This is a genomic window from Candidatus Photodesmus blepharonis (assembly GCF_000731795.2).
GTDB lineage: Bacteria > Pseudomonadota > Gammaproteobacteria > Enterobacterales > Vibrionaceae > Vibrio > Vibrio blepharonis.
Map to the genome: position 1 here is coordinate 79,373 of NZ_JGVK01000006.1, position 14,359 is coordinate 93,731.

Consider the following 14,359-nt stretch of genomic DNA (forward strand, 5'->3'; position numbering starts at 1 on the left):
ATAACGGTACCAATGCAGGTACTATATTACTTTCTGTTCAATTTACTTTAGACTTCATTACCATTCTTTCTAGCAGAATTACAGGGTTCAATACAATTACATATTTTATCTACACCGAGCGAACCTAACCCACCACAACTACCCTTTACAACTTTTTTTTGTAGAATGTAACCAATTGCCATTCCGAAAATAACTATGGTAAAAAGAAAGAATGTCAAAAAAAATGTACTCATAACCTATCCCTTCACTCTATTTCCTTAACGAATGTTTTATAAGCTTCAGAAACCACTTCTCGAAAACCATCTTCTGTTTTTACAATCATGTATACAGGAATATTATGCCGATTCGCCACTTCCATACCTTTTATCTCCCCTAAAACCATTAATCCAGTAGCTAAACCATCAGCTGTCATCGACGATTTATCAAAAACAGTTACAGAAACAACCGTATGCGTAATAGGTTTACCTGTTTTTGGATCTAGGATATGTGAATAACGAATCCCATCACGTTCGAAATAATTTCGGTAATCACCTGATGTAGCAACTGCTGTATTGCCTGGTTCAATAATTTTTTGAATACTCCGTCTGTCTAGAGTAGGTTTCTCAACAGCGATTCGCCATGGAACTCCTTTTCGATTTACACCTTGCAGATACATTTCACCACCAATCTCTACCATATAGTTTTGAATACCCTTCGATTTCATGTGATTAGCGATGACATCTACTCCCCAACCTTTGACAATAGCGGAAAGATCAATATATAAACCTGGTAGTTTTTTGCTAATAGCGAGATCTGTCACATTTAAATGATGAATACCAATACTAGCTTGACACTCCTTTAGTTCAGCACTTGTAGGAACATCAACAAACTTAGCTTCCGGACCAAACCCCCATAGATTAACCAAAGGACCAAGGGTAATATCTAACGCTCCCAAAGTAAGATGATTAATACGAATAGCTTCTCTTAAAACGATCACAATTTGTGGCGATACTCTAAAAGGTAAATTACTCTGATACTGATTAAATTGACTCAATTCAGAATCTTTGCGATAAGTCGACATCTGATTACTAATTTCTTCAAGCAGATAACTAATTTGAGCACCTAATTCTTCTGAGGCTAGAGTTTCTTCGGTTTCAAGATATTTGATATTATAAGTGGTACCCATTGTCGTACCATGCAGATATATTTGTTTAACTGCCTTTGTACAACCAGAAAAAATGAGCAAGAAGGTAAGCAGGAAAAGAGACCAGAATCTCACTTGGATGCCCCTCTGTTTTATCAAACAGAACAATTATAAACCAAGACTGAAATACTTACTGAATAAATTATGCACCAAAGTCATCAAGCATGATATTTTCGCTTTCAACACCAAGATTTTTTAACATATCAACAACAGCAGCATTCATCATAGGAGGACCACACATATAATATTCGCAATCTTCAGGTGCCTCATGATATTTCAAATAATTTTCATAAATCACATCATGAATAAAACCTGTATAACCACACCAATTATCTTCAGGAAGAGGATCAGAGAGAGCAACATACCAAGAAAAATTGTCATTTTTTTCCTGCAAATTATCAAAATCTTCGATATAAAACATTTCACGTTTAGAACGTGCGCCATACCAATAGGTTATCTTGCGCTTAGACTTAAGACGTAGCAGTTGATCGAATATATGTGAGCGCATCGGAGCCATACCAGCACCACCACCAATAAATACCATTTCATTATTGGTATCTTTAGCAAAGAAATCACCAAATGGACCGGAAATTGTACACTTATCACCGACTTTCAATGACCATACATATGAGGACATAATGCCAGGTGGCAACTTAGAACTATTTGCAGGTGGAATAGCAATACGAACGTTCAATTTAATACACCCTTTTTCTTCAGGATACGAAGCCATTGAGTAAGCACGAACTGCAGACTCATTTACAATAGATTCATAGCGAAATAAGCGCAATTTTTCCCAATCACTACGATACTCTTCAGAAATGCTGAAATCAGCATATCTGATATGGTGTGGTCCAGCTTCAATTTGAATATAACTACCAGCACGAAATTGTAACTCTTCACCTGAAGAAATTTGAAGAACAAGCTCTTTAATAAAAGTAGCTTTATTATCATTAGAGATAACAGTACATTCCCACTTTTTTACACCAAACACCTCTTCAGGTAGCTCTATATCCATATCTTGTTTCACAGAAACCTGGCAAGCAAGACGTTCTCCTCTACGCGCCTGAATCTTTGTAATATGCTCAAGTTCAGTTGATAAAATATCACCTCCACCCTGTCTTACCTTTACACGACACTGACCACAAGAACCACCACCACCGCATGCAGATGAAACAAAGATCCCTTGGCTTATCATACTGCCAAGTAGCTTATTACCTGGAAAAGTTACAAAGCTCTTTTCCGGATCAGAATTAACTGTAATTGTGACTCTACCTGCAGGTACCAATGTTTGTTTAGCTAAAAGAATCATCAAAACCAACGCTAATACAATTAAAGTAAACATTGCTACACCGAGAATAATATCCATTGATCATATCCCTTATAAACTGCGCCGTTTACTTAACTTATAATTGAATTCCAGAAAAAGACATAAAACCTAATGACATCAAACCCACTGTGACGAAAGTAATACCTAAACCACGTAAACCATAAGGCACATTAGAATATTTCATTCTTTCACGAATACCTGCAAGTGCAACAATAGCTAGCATCCACCCTAAACCAGAACCAAAGCCGTAAACAAGTGACTCTACAAAATCGTAATCGCGCATTACCATAAATGAAACACCACCAAATATTGCACAATTCACCGTGATTAATGGTAAAAAAATTCCTAAAGCATTATATAAAACTGGAAAAAAACGATCCAGAACCATTTCTAAAATTTGTACAAGCGCAGCGATAACGCCAATAAACGCAATAAAGTTAAGAAAACTCAGATCTGTCCCTTCAATCAAAGCATTTTCTTTTAAAATCCAAACATAAACCAAGTTGTTTAATGGGACTGAAATGGTCAGTACAACAACGACCGCAATACCTAAGCCTAAAGCAGTTCTAACTTTCTTAGATACAGCAAGGAACGTACACATACCTAAAAAGAACGATAAAGCCATATTTTCGACAAAAATCGATCTAACTAGCAAACTAATGTAGTGCTCCACAGCTAGCTTACTCCTTCATCTCTATTTGTTCTGGTTTAAAAATCCGGATCACCCAAATTAAGAAACCGATCAAAAAGAATGCGGAAGGTGCCAGAAGCATTAAACCATTTGGCTGATACCAACCATTATTACTTACCAAAGGTAACAATTCAAAACCAAAGACTTTACCTGAACCTAATAATTCACGGAAAAAACTAACAATAATGAGCACGAAACCATAGCCTAAACCATTCATAATACCATCAAGAAAAGATGGTAGTGGTCCCGACTTCATAGCGAAAGCTTCTGTGCGACCCATCACAATACAATTTGTAATAATCAGTCCAACAAACACTGATAACTGCTTAGAAATATTATAAAAATATGCTTTAAGAATTTGATCAACTACAATGACTAAAGACGCGATAATTGTCATTTGAACAATAATACGCACGCTGTTAGGTATACATTTACGAACAATTGAAACAAAAAAATTAGATAATGCTGTAACAAACATAACTGCCAGCGTCATAACAAACGCCGTCTCTAGCTTAGTCGTCACTGCAAGAGCAGAACACACACCAAGCACTTGTAACGCTATCGGATTATTATCTAATATAGGAGTCCAAACACTTTTTTTATTGATATTTCTTTGTGTAATAGACATTAACTCAAACCTCCTTGACTACGAACCTTTGATAAAAATGGACCAAAACCCATATCACCTAACCAAAAGTTAAATGTACGCTGAACTGCATTGCTTGTAAGTGTTGCGCCTGAAATACCATCAACACTGTACTCAGATGTAATGCTACCTTTCTTAACAATCTTTATAGCGGGCTTATCTTCTACATCAAATAATTTTTTTCCAACAAATTTAGCAGACCATGTTGGATTTTCAACCTCACCACCAAGTCCAGGAGTTTCTCCTTGCTCATAATAAGTAACGGCAGCAACTGTATTACCATCTATTTGTATCGCAACAAACGCATACATCATTGACCATAATCCACTACCATGAATTGGGATAATAACCCTAGATATCTTATGGTCATCTTTAACCAAATACACAACACCAACGTTAGCTCTACGAAAAATCTTGGCCTCATCTTGCTCATATGTCAACTTAATAGAACGAGTTAGATCCTTAGCTGCTTGGCGTTGATCGTAAATTTTAGCGTTTCCGTCTACAAAATCACCTGAATCGAAATCAACCAAACGAGGCTCAATATGCTTAGCAAACACTTCATGGACTTTTTTACCCAAAAAATCAATGCCAGAGATTTCAATAATTTTACTTTGTTTATCTAACACTGTATTTATCTTATGCTGACCACGTAAAACAACGGATACTGTTGATACAACCATTGAACATACTAGGCTTAGTATGACAACAAAAAAAATCGTTTTCTCTACGCTATCATTGCCTACCATAACGAGCTAACCTCCTTTTGACGTTACTCTCAGCAACAACATAATCAAAAAGTGGTGCAAATAGGTTAGAAAATAAGATTGCTAACATCATACCTTCTGGATATGCTGGATTAACAACACGAATCATCACACACATACTACCAATTAGAATTCCGTATATGAATTTACCTTTATGAGTAAACGAAGCAGATACAGGATCTGTTGCCATAAAGAACATACCAAATGCAAAACCACCCAAAACTAAGTGCCAATACCAAGGCATGTAGAACATTGGATTAGTATCTGAACCAAGTAGATTAAATAAAGTAGCAACGATAATCATACCAATCATCACACCTATAATGATACGCCAGGAAGCAATCCCAACATACACGATCATGATAGCCCCAATCATTAACGCCAAAGTTGAGACTTCACCGAAAGAACCTGGAATATTACCAAGAAATGCATCTATCCAACTGATTTTACCACTTGTGATAGAATTCATTAAAGCGTTTTGTCCACCTTGCATCCATTGAGTCAGTGCTGTTGCGCCAGAGAAACCATCAACTGCAACCCATACTGAATCACCTGAAATCTGTGCAGGATATGCAAAAAATAAGAATGCACGGCCAGCAAGCGCAGGATTTAAAAAATTACAACCAGTACCACCAAAAAGCTCTTTTGCAACAACGATACCAAAGGTAATACCCAAAGCTGCTTGGTATAGCGAAAGTGTTGGTGGAAGAATAAGCGAAAATAAGATTGCAGTGACAAAAAAACCTTCATTTACTTGATGTTTCCTTATCATGCAAAAAAGTATTTCCCAAAATCCTCCAACAACAAACACGGTTATATAGATCGGAAAAAAGTAAGTTGATCCAAGTAAAAGTTTACTTATCCATCCAGCGTCAGTACCAAGTGTTCCACCAAGCTTTTCAATTAACCAGTAATGCCAATTATCATCTATGACAGCAACGAGTTCCGATCCTGAATACATGTGATGTAATGCTAATATAGCTTGTCCACCCGCATTGTAAATACCCCAAAACATCGCTGGAAGTACCGCGAAACAAACCATGATCATTATGCGCTTCAAATCCAAACCATCACGGACATGAGAGCTTCTCTTCGTTACTAAACCTGGCGTGTAAAAAAACGTTGCTACAGCCTCATAAAGTACAAACCATTTCCCGTACTTAGCATCTGACTTGAAATGACGCTCCATATTTTCAAGGAATTTTCTAATCATGAATTTACCCTTCTTTTAGAATTATATCGAGACATTCACGAAGTAATTGACCGTATTCACATTTACCAGGACATACAAAAGTACACAGCGCTAAATCTTCTTCATCTAACTCCAATGCTCCGAGACGTTGAGCACTATCCGTATCACCTGAACATAGGTCACGAAGAAGCAACGTTGGCTCTATATCAAATGGCATTACTTTCTCGTAGTTACCAATAGGAACCATAGCACGAGGGCTACCATTAGTAGTAGTTGTCATATGAAATAATTGATCTTTGAAAAAATGACTCAAAAAAGAACGAGTAATAGAAAATTTGCTTTTACCAGGCATAGCCCAACCAAATAGCTCTTTTTCTCCTCCTTCATGCAACACAGAAACTTGTACGTGATAACGACCCAAATAAGCAAGAGGGCCAACAGCCTCAACACCATTTAAGACTGAGCCAGAAATTACGCGAAGATCACCAAATACTAACTCATTATTGGTTACCTCATCCAAGCTAGCACCCAAAATCGTACGAATAAGACGAGGGTTCTTTACTGCTGGACCAGCGAGCGAAATTACTCGATCAACGTGAAGTTCCCCTGTTAAAAACAATTTTCCAAACGCAATAACATCTTGATAATTAATGCTCCATGCTACATTCTCCACATTTACTGGATATAAAAAATGCATGTGGGTGCCAGTGAGACCTGCTGGATGAGGACCATTAAAAACATGCTCTTCAACATTCAATCGATTGGAGTAAAGAGGGTGAGCATCAGATTTGCATACGTAAACCTTATCTTTCGTTAATACCGAAAGAACATCAAGACCGGCAATGAAGGCATCAACCTGCTCATTAATAACTAACTTAGGATCCGCGGCTAAAGGATTAGTATCTATAGCAGTGACAAAAATTGCCTCGGTCGAAGAGTCAACACCTGGCACTCTGCTAAATGGACGAGTACGTAAAGCTGTCCAAAGACCTGATTTAATCAGTTGAGACTTGATGGTGTCACAGTCCAAATAAACTAATTGACCAGCTTCAAACTTAGCGAACGTAATTTGTTCATCACCTATGGTTTCAATCACTACGGATTGTAGGATTCGCTTTAAACCACGATTAATCTCAATTATTCTACCGCTTACTGGCGAAGTAAACTTAACACCTTGATTCTTCTTATCCTCAAAAAGAATTTGAGCCTTTTTAACCTTATCACCTACTTGAACATGCATCGTAGGACGTAGGCCAAGATACTCTTCACCAAGCAGAGCAACCCTATTGATAGTTTTACCATTATTAATTATTTGGGAAGGACCTCCTGAAATGGGAAGATCCAAACCCTTACTTATCGTAAACATATTTGCATTACTTTTTATTTGGGAAAAATTCTAACAATGAACTCGCCAGACGTAAGTAACACCAGTGCTCCTGCTTCTAGCATTATTCTCAACACCCAAACCGCTGTGTTTTACGCCTATTAATAGCCCTACCTCAAAATTGAATCTAACTAGACTATCCAGTTCTAGCATTTTTTCCAAACTCGATACTACACGAAAAAAAACAAAAATAATTATAACCCGCTCTCCTATAAACAAACTATCTTTGCCAACATACTCTCATCTATTTTTGCTTATTCACACATACAGAACTGCAAGGAACGGTTTCTTTTTTTGATTTCCATTCTTCTGGAGTATATGCATGAATCGACAATGCATGGATATGATTTGCTAATTCATCTGAAAGAATTTGGTTAATTGTACGATGACGGACAACTAACTGTTGATTTGCAAACTGATCGCTAACAACAACTAGCCTAAAGTGACTTTCATAACCAGAAACTTTATGTAAATGGCTTTCGTCAACTACTTGTAGTTCAATTGGAGCGAGGTTTCGTTTTAATTTTTCTTCAATCGTTTCTTGAAACATGACAATCCCCTAGCTTATCTCTTCATCCTATTTACATATCACAGACGCTACAGGTCGCTATCAAACGACCTTAACATATTAAAAACGCTCAGAACCAGCAATCCAACATCAGAGACTTCAAACTCTTCTTAACCTATAGGAGCACACAATTTGCCGAAGATGAAACATTAAATATGAACAATGCATCTAAAATGGGATATCATCGTCAAAATCCACTGGTGGTTCATCATATTTCATCTTAGAAGTTGACTCTTGAGCCTTCTCAAAAACGCCACGTTTTTTATCTGTCGATTGTTCTGAAACATCATCTTGAGCACGTCCTCCAAGCATCTGCATTACACCGTTAAAACCTTGTACAACTACTTCAGTTGTATAACGATCTTGACCACCTTGGTCTTGCCACTTACGTGTTTGCAATTGACCTTCAATATAAACCTGAGAACCTTTTCGTAAATATTCCCCTGAAATCTCAGCTAACTTACCGAATAGCACAACACGGTGCCACTCAGTTTTTTCACGTTGTTCACCAGTTGTCTTATCACGCCAAGATTCCGAAGTTGCGATCGTAATATTTGCTACAGCATTTCCACTTGCCATATAACGGACTTCTGGATCAGCACCTAAATTCCCTACTAAAATAACCTTATTTATGCCACGACTTGCCATACTTTGTACACATCCCCCACCAGGTCAACAACTCAAGATTGTAACATGCTTTATGTACGACTAGGATAAATCAAATTGCCTAAAGTAATGAAAAAGCGAACAACATCATATTTTAATATGATGAAATCAGTCTCATTGTTAAATTTAACTTTTAAAAAAACCGTTACTTTTTAAATCGTGCTCAATAAGTAACTAAAGAAAAATTTATTCGAACTGAGTTGATTCAACATATCCAACAATGAAGTAGTAGAGCATTTCATAATTAAATTGACTATGATAAAAATCACAAAGCACTATTTTTTTCTAAAGCTTACCTTTTTTTAGCCGCTAAGATAGGTATTAGGTATGAAGAAGGCAAGGCGGATTCAAGAGCGCAGAAGACTATTATGATTTAACGGAAATAATATAGACAATATTCTGTGATAATCGCGTAATACAACCTGAATATATTGCTACTGTATTTAAAAGATCAAAGAATCAATAGGATTTCTTCTTCTAGGCTACAGATCGAAATTTTGAATATGTAATTTCATTATAAATATAAATAATAAGCTTTAGGAAAAATTCAATGAAAAAAAATACAACTTTTCTTAAATACAAATATCACTAAAAATTTAAGGTGACAGGAAGATTGTTATGGAAATACCATCCGATACATCTAACATTCAGCCTTATGCATCAATAAATGGTATTAAAATTGCAGTTGAGGACAATAACGATGCATCCAACATTACCGCTAATAAAGAGGATAGGAAAATACCGGAAACAGAGCGTGAAAAAATGGCAGAGCAAATTAGTGAGTTTATCTCTTCCATCAATACTGATTTATCTTTTCGTATTGATGAAAAAGCTAAGAGAAATGTTGTCACTATTTATGAAACTAGTACTGGTAAGATTATTCGTCAAATACCGGATGAAGCAATGCTGGAAATATTACGAGATCTTAGAGATCAAGTAGCACGTTATACCTCTGGGCTGTTGATAGATAAGGTTTAATATGTCTAGGAGACATTTTCATGAACTTAAATCCTTTAGGGATGGCTGCAAATATAGACTTAAATTCTATGGTTACGAAGATTGTTGACGCAGAACGATTACCCAAACAGAAACGTATTGATCGTGAAGTGGCTAATATTAATTCCAAAATTAGTGCATACGGACAACTTAAGGCGTCGTTGGATACTATGAAGGATTTAATGGTAGATTTTCGTCAAGAGAAGACTTTTTCGGCAAGAAAAGCTCATACTTCTGATGAAAACGTTGTTGTGGCGATGGCAACAACAGGCGCCATTGCTGGTCAGTACACTATGAATGTACTGCAACTTGCCAAAAAACATAAAATCGCATCCAGAGTTGTACCACAACAAGAAGATAGATTTGGTCCAGGAGATTTACAAATTCAACTTGGTAATAAAAGGTTTTTAATTAGCATAAAGAATAACTCTAAGCTAGTAGACATAGCAAAAAAAATAAACGGAAATCAAACTAATCCTGGAGTACAAGCATCTATCATTAATGAGAACGAAGGAAAACGACTTGTTCTTACTTCAAATATATCTGGCAAAGAAAACACTATACGAGTATCAGCACATACACAATCAGACAATCCACTAAAGAAATTTGAGTATAAATATGAAATAGACGATACTGATCCCCAAGTTACAAAAAAGATACTAAGTACATACCAAGGCATGATTCAAGTTCAGCCCGCACAAAATTCAGAAGTTATAGTTGATGGTATCGCACGACTTTCTAGCCACAATAACATAATGGAAAATGCTATTAATGGAATTAACTTAACTTTAAAAAGAAAAATGGAACTTAACGAGCCACCGATAAAAATTGACATCAGATATAATACACAGAAAGTAGAAAAGAATATTGAACGTTTTATTGCTGCTTATAACCAATTTCACCAAACGTCGAAAGAACTGAGCTCTCTTGATCCTAAAACAGGGCAAGTAGGTCCTCTAGCCGGTGATAATGTTGCTATGAGCATTGCTTCTCGCCTGAAAAAAGTTTTTTCATCGCCAATTCTTCCAGCTCCTCAAGAAATCAAATCACTAACTGAATTTGGTATTACTACTACGCGCCAAGGTACACTTGAAGTTAACTACAGTATTTTAAATCGAAAAATCAATGATAATTTTAATAAACTCAAAATGTTTTTCGGCGGAAATCAAGGATTTGCAAGAAAAATAGAAGATGCCATTCAAAATATAACAGGAACAAGTGGAGCAATTCGTATTCAAGAGAAAAGTTTAATGGAAAAGAACTACCGACTCAAGGATGACAAAATGCTGCTTAAGCATCGCATGGATAATCTAGAAAAACGTACTCATGCCCAATTTACTTCTATGCAAAATGCAACCAGAAAAATGCAGTATCAATTAACCAGTATGATGGAGGCAATAAAATTAACAACATGATTGAATTAACGGATGTACGTAATTTAGATAATAAAATTAGATCAATTTTAAGCAACAAGGAGATTCATGCTAAAGAAATAATTAAACTTGTTGATAATAGAGAACAAATATTGCTAAAAATTTTAAAATACATAAAAGAAACACCAAATCTTTCTAAATCCAAAAATTGGGTCTTACTGTTGGAAGAAACAAAGCAACTCACTAATCATTTACAACATAAAACCAACCAGATAGGAGAAAAATTAAAAACCTATCGATACGCTTGCAAATCCATTCAAAAGTATGAAAAAATTTAACGACACAATTATTTTTAAAAGAGGGAAATTATGCGCGGTTCTTTGCAGGTATACAAGAAGGTATCTATTGATAGTCAACTGACTTTAGCGTCACCACACAAGGTTGTCCAAATGCTTATGGCTGGCTCAATAGAGCGTTTAATTCAAGGAAAAACCGCGATGCAGCAGGGCAATATTTCGGTAAAAGGCGAATGTTTGGGTAAAGCGTTAGACATCATAATTAGCTTAAGGAGTTGCTTATCAATGGATGATGGTGGAGACGTAGCAAAAAACTTAGACCAACTCTACGAGTTCATGATAACGCAAATTTCAACAGCAAACAATAAAAATACCCCAAAGCCAATAGACGATGTCATCGAAATCATTCGTGAAATCAAGTCTGCTTGGGATCAAATCCCTCGGAAGTATCATAATCTAACTGTAACTGATATCAAGGTTTCATCTTAAATTTTCCACTAATATCACATCCAGAAATTGCCTGGTTGCCTTATTTATTTTATCCAATAGAATGAATGCCGGCTCCAGTCGCTCCTTACTACTGGTTTCTGTTGATTGGCTATAAACTTAATTAAAACTTAAGGTAATTATCCCTGTTTATGCAAGGTTTATCAAAAATACTTGTTATCGAAGATGACGCACAAGTACGTGTGAATCTTGAAAATATCTTAAAATTCCTCGGAGAACAATGTGAAGTCATCACTCTAGAGCAGATTGAAGAACTAGACTGGTCAGCGCTCTGGTCAGGATGTGTTGTTGGTTCCTTGTATAGTAAAAAATTTCCCATTCAACTTATCCAAAAACTCGCCAACGCAGATCATATACCACTACTGATTGCCGGTAAACACTCATACCCCATAGAGAGCTATCCTCAATACGTAGGAAATTTGGAATTTCCTCTAAATTATCCTCAATTAAGCAAAGCTCTTCTCAATTGTAAAAATTTTGCGAATAAAAAAAAGAAACATCAATCGCACTTGTATAAAGATCCTCTCTTTTGTAAATTTGTTGGTCAAAGTTTGATTATCCAAGAAGTACGTCATTTAATCGAACAAGTATCAAATACTGAAGCCAACGTATTAATTTTAGGTGAATCAGGCACCGGCAAAGAAGTTGTAGCCCGAAGTATTCATTACAATTCTGCTCGTCGTAGTGCTCCATTTGTACCGATAAATTGTGGAGCGATACCACAAGATCTCTTAGAAAGTGAACTATTTGGACATGAAAAAGGAGCTTTTACCGGTGCAATTACTTCCAGGAAAGGTCGTTTCGAACTCTCTGAAGGTGGTACGCTATTTTTAGATGAAATTGGCGATATGCCAATGTCCATGCAAATCAAGCTACTGCGTGTCCTTCAGGAGCGTAGTTTCGAGCGCGTCGGTGGAAATACAACTATCCAAGTCAATGTTCGTATTATTTCAGCAACACACCGAAACTTAGAAAATATGATTGCTAATGAGTCTTTTCGTGAAGATCTCTACTATCGCCTAAATGTTTTTCCTATCGATGTGCCAACATTACGAGATCGCAAAGAAGATATCCCACTGCTACTAAAAGAATTCATAACACGTACTGAAACTACAAATAACGAACCCACTCGCTTTACCCCTCGTGCTATGAACGCTTTAATAAAACATGATTGGCCAGGGAATGTTCGAGAACTTTCTAACCTGATTGAAAGAATGGTTATTTTATATCCAAACACCTTAATAGACATGAATCATTTACCCATTAAATATCGTTATAACGATACTTCTAAATTTCGATTGGGACAAAGAAAACTCATTGCTGCCGCAGAAGAAGAACGTAATGCGTTAGCTGACATTTTTTCTAAAAAATTTAATTCTGAAAACAAAAATTCTTTCCAAGATAGCCTAGATAAGTTCAGTACATCTCATCTACCCCCAGAAGGCATTAATTTAAAAAAAATTCTCGCTAAATTGGAAGTAAAAATGATTAACCAAGCTCTAAAGGCTCAAGGTGGTATTGTTGCTAGAGCAGCCAATATGTTAGGTATACGTCGAACAACATTGGTAGAAAAAATACGTAAATATAATTTGCAACGATAACTCTCCGATCATTATCACTAATATTGAATCTATTTTTGAATCCTCTAACTTACACTCTACCGATTAATTCACTTATATTTACCAATAGAAATATGACATGCAACCAATAACTCTAGAAAAAAAACGATCCTATCTGGACAATCTTGAAGAGCAAGTCAAAAGATATAAACAAGTACTGGATATAATGCCTGCTGGTCTGATATTACTCGATACGCAAGGTATTGTGCAAGAGGCGAACCCAGAAGCGTTTAAATTGCTGAATGTCCCTCTGCTAGGAAAAAAATGGTTTTCAATCATTCAAACAGCATTTGCTCCAAAAGACGATGATGGACATGAAATATCTTTACGAAATGGACGAAAAGTACAGTTAGCCATTTCACCATCGAGCACTGGCCAGCTAATATTCATAACTGATTTAACAGAAACACGTTTACTGCAATCTCGCATAAGTGATTTACAACGGCTTTCTTCACTAGGACGTATGGTTGCATCACTCGCTCATCAATTAAGGACACCACTTGCTAGCACTATACTTTATGCATCAAATCTCACAATTAGCAACTTATCACCTGAAATTAAACAACGTTTTCAATCAAAATTGATGGATCGACTCCATGATCTAGAAAAACAAATAAATGATATGCTATTGTTCGCAAAGGGTGCTCAAAACAAAATTATCGAAACTTGCACTATTTCAGATCTAATAACTGAATTAACTCCTATGATCGAAACATCTTTGACAAATAATCAAATCAATTATTCTCAAGAAGTCGAAAACGGAGGAGTCACACTCTTAGGTAATATTAATTCTATTGCTTCAGCGATAAGTAATTTGGTGATAAATGCAATTCAAATAGCAGGTAAAAAATCAAAAATAAATGTTTTTTTTCGAACTATAAATAATGAACTTAAAATATCAGTACAAGACAATGGCCCTGGTATACCTGAAAACATCCAAAGCAAAATTACAGAACCATTCTTTACTACCCGTTCCCAAGGAACTGGCCTTGGATTAACAGTTGTTCAAATGGTATGTACCGCTCATTCTGGACGCTTAGAAATAGTTTCAAAACTAGGGGATGGTGCGTGTTTTACTATGTATATTCCTCTTCAGTATAGTAGATCCAATACTCCAGATTCTATCCGCGTAGGAAAATAAATG

At 36.1% G+C, this 14,359-nt stretch carries 14 protein-coding genes and 3 pseudogenes; 7 read left to right on the forward strand and 10 right to left on the reverse strand.

The window, feature by feature from the left end; genetic code table 11:
* Positions 1–65: 65 nt before the first annotated feature.
* From nqrM to CF67_RS01160, 10 genes and pseudogenes are all read right to left on the reverse strand, one after another.
* Positions 66–233, reverse strand: a pseudogene (nqrM, locus tag CF67_RS01115) ((Na+)-NQR maturation NqrM); the annotation flags it as partial.
* Between the two features lie 11 nt (positions 234–244).
* Positions 245–1,258, reverse strand: a complete 1,014-nt coding sequence (locus tag CF67_RS01120) for an FAD:protein FMN transferase (RefSeq protein WP_034413284.1) — start codon at positions 1,256–1,258, stop codon at positions 245–247.
* Positions 1,259–1,325: 67 nt separating this feature from the next.
* The gene (nqrF, locus tag CF67_RS01125; protein ID WP_034413287.1) at positions 1,326–2,549 is read right to left on the reverse strand and encodes an NADH:ubiquinone reductase (Na(+)-transporting) subunit F; all 1,224 of its coding nucleotides are present in this window, start codon (positions 2,547–2,549) and stop codon (positions 1,326–1,328) included.
* A gap of 37 nt (positions 2,550–2,586) precedes the next feature.
* Positions 2,587–3,183: an NADH:ubiquinone reductase (Na(+)-transporting) subunit E gene (gene nqrE / locus CF67_RS01130; protein ID WP_034413289.1), complete on the reverse strand. Its 597-nt coding sequence runs from the start codon at positions 3,181–3,183 to the stop codon at positions 2,587–2,589.
* A gap of 7 nt (positions 3,184–3,190) precedes the next feature.
* Positions 3,191–3,829 (reverse strand): NADH:ubiquinone reductase (Na(+)-transporting) subunit D, encoded by a 639-nt coding sequence (locus CF67_RS01135; RefSeq protein ID WP_034413292.1) that lies wholly within the window; start codon positions 3,827–3,829, stop codon positions 3,191–3,193.
* Complete coding sequence (locus CF67_RS01140; RefSeq protein WP_034413295.1) at positions 3,829–4,596, reverse strand: Na(+)-translocating NADH-quinone reductase subunit C; 768 nt, start codon at positions 4,594–4,596, stop codon at positions 3,829–3,831. The genes CF67_RS01135 and CF67_RS01140 overlap by 1 nt, the downstream gene beginning before the upstream one ends.
* Positions 4,583–5,827 carry an NADH:ubiquinone reductase (Na(+)-transporting) subunit B gene (locus CF67_RS01145; RefSeq protein ID WP_034413297.1) on the reverse strand — a complete coding sequence of 415 codons (1,245 nt, stop codon included), beginning with the start codon at positions 5,825–5,827 and terminating at the stop codon, positions 4,583–4,585. Before CF67_RS01145 ends, CF67_RS01140 begins: the two co-directional genes overlap by 14 nt.
* Before the next feature lie 4 nt (positions 5,828–5,831).
* Positions 5,832–7,172, reverse strand: coding sequence for a Na(+)-translocating NADH-quinone reductase subunit A (locus CF67_RS01150; protein ID WP_034413299.1), 1,341 nt, complete (start codon positions 7,170–7,172; stop codon positions 5,832–5,834).
* Between the two features lie 262 nt (positions 7,173–7,434).
* A complete protein-coding gene (locus CF67_RS01155) occupies positions 7,435–7,740 on the reverse strand; it encodes a BolA family protein (protein WP_034413300.1) in 306 nt (101 codons plus the stop codon).
* A gap of 186 nt (positions 7,741–7,926) precedes the next feature.
* A complete protein-coding gene (locus tag CF67_RS01160; RefSeq protein WP_034413302.1) occupies positions 7,927–8,406 on the reverse strand; it encodes a single-stranded DNA-binding protein in 480 nt (159 codons plus the stop codon).
* Between the two features lie 636 nt (positions 8,407–9,042).
* Here CF67_RS01160 and CF67_RS01165 point away from each other — a divergent pair.
* The 7 genes and pseudogenes from CF67_RS01165 to CF67_RS01190 all read left to right on the forward strand — a co-directional run bounded on the left by CF67_RS01165 (position 9,043) and on the right by CF67_RS01190 (position 14,356).
* On the forward strand, positions 9,043–9,402 hold the full coding sequence (locus tag CF67_RS01165; RefSeq protein ID WP_034413304.1) for a flagellar protein FlaG: 360 nt from the start codon (positions 9,043–9,045) through the stop codon (positions 9,400–9,402).
* A 41-nt stretch (positions 9,403–9,443) separates the two neighbouring features.
* Positions 9,444–9,947: pseudogene (locus tag CF67_RS05175) on the forward strand (flagellar cap protein FliD N-terminal domain-containing protein); the annotation flags it as partial.
* A gap of 141 nt (positions 9,948–10,088) precedes the next feature.
* Positions 10,089–10,835, forward strand: a pseudogene (gene fliD, locus CF67_RS05180) (flagellar filament capping protein FliD); the annotation flags it as partial.
* Complete coding sequence (locus tag CF67_RS01175; protein ID WP_034413307.1) at positions 10,832–11,131, forward strand: flagellar protein FliT; 300 nt, start codon at positions 10,832–10,834, stop codon at positions 11,129–11,131. The pseudogene fliD and the gene CF67_RS01175, both read left to right, overlap by 4 nt.
* Positions 11,132–11,161: 30 nt before the next feature.
* The gene (gene fliS / locus CF67_RS01180; protein ID WP_034413309.1) at positions 11,162–11,578 is read left to right on the forward strand and encodes a flagellar export chaperone FliS; all 417 of its coding nucleotides are present in this window, start codon (positions 11,162–11,164) and stop codon (positions 11,576–11,578) included.
* Positions 11,579–11,727: 149 nt separating this feature from the next.
* On the forward strand, positions 11,728–13,197 hold the full coding sequence (locus CF67_RS01185; RefSeq protein WP_034413312.1) for a sigma-54 dependent transcriptional regulator: 1,470 nt from the start codon (positions 11,728–11,730) through the stop codon (positions 13,195–13,197).
* A 97-nt stretch (positions 13,198–13,294) separates the two neighbouring features.
* On the forward strand, positions 13,295–14,356 hold the full coding sequence (locus tag CF67_RS01190; RefSeq protein WP_034413315.1) for a sensor histidine kinase: 1,062 nt from the start codon (positions 13,295–13,297) through the stop codon (positions 14,354–14,356).
* Positions 14,357–14,359 lie beyond the last annotated feature (3 nt).

Bases quoted from the DNA above. Each gene is read 5' to 3' on its own strand.
- nqrF (WP_034413287.1), bottom strand. From the start codon at position 2,549: ATGGATATTATTCTCGGTGTAGCAATGTTTACTTTAATTGTATTAGCG.
- CF67_RS01135 (WP_034413292.1), bottom strand. From the start codon at position 3,829: ATGTCTATTACACAAAGAAATATCAATAAAAAAAGTGTTTGGACTCCT.
- CF67_RS01140 (WP_034413295.1), bottom strand. From the start codon at position 4,596: ATGGTAGGCAATGATAGCGTAGAGAAAACGATTTTTTTTGTTGTCATA.
- CF67_RS01145 (WP_034413297.1), bottom strand. From the start codon at position 5,827: ATGATTAGAAAATTCCTTGAAAATATGGAGCGTCATTTCAAGTCAGAT.
- CF67_RS01150 (WP_034413299.1), bottom strand. From the start codon at position 7,172: ATGTTTACGATAAGTAAGGGTTTGGATCTTCCCATTTCAGGAGGTCCT.
- CF67_RS01155 (WP_034413300.1), bottom strand. From the start codon at position 7,740: ATGTTTCAAGAAACGATTGAAGAAAAATTAAAACGAAACCTCGCTCCA.
- CF67_RS01160 (WP_034413302.1), bottom strand. From the start codon at position 8,406: ATGGCAAGTCGTGGCATAAATAAGGTTATTTTAGTAGGGAATTTAGGT.
- CF67_RS01165 (WP_034413304.1), top strand. From the start codon at position 9,043: ATGGAAATACCATCCGATACATCTAACATTCAGCCTTATGCATCAATA.
- CF67_RS01175 (WP_034413307.1), top strand. From the start codon at position 10,832: ATGATTGAATTAACGGATGTACGTAATTTAGATAATAAAATTAGATCA.
- fliS (WP_034413309.1), top strand. From the start codon at position 11,162: ATGCGCGGTTCTTTGCAGGTATACAAGAAGGTATCTATTGATAGTCAA.
- CF67_RS01185 (WP_034413312.1), top strand. From the start codon at position 11,728: ATGCAAGGTTTATCAAAAATACTTGTTATCGAAGATGACGCACAAGTA.
- CF67_RS01190 (WP_034413315.1), top strand. From the start codon at position 13,295: ATGCAACCAATAACTCTAGAAAAAAAACGATCCTATCTGGACAATCTT.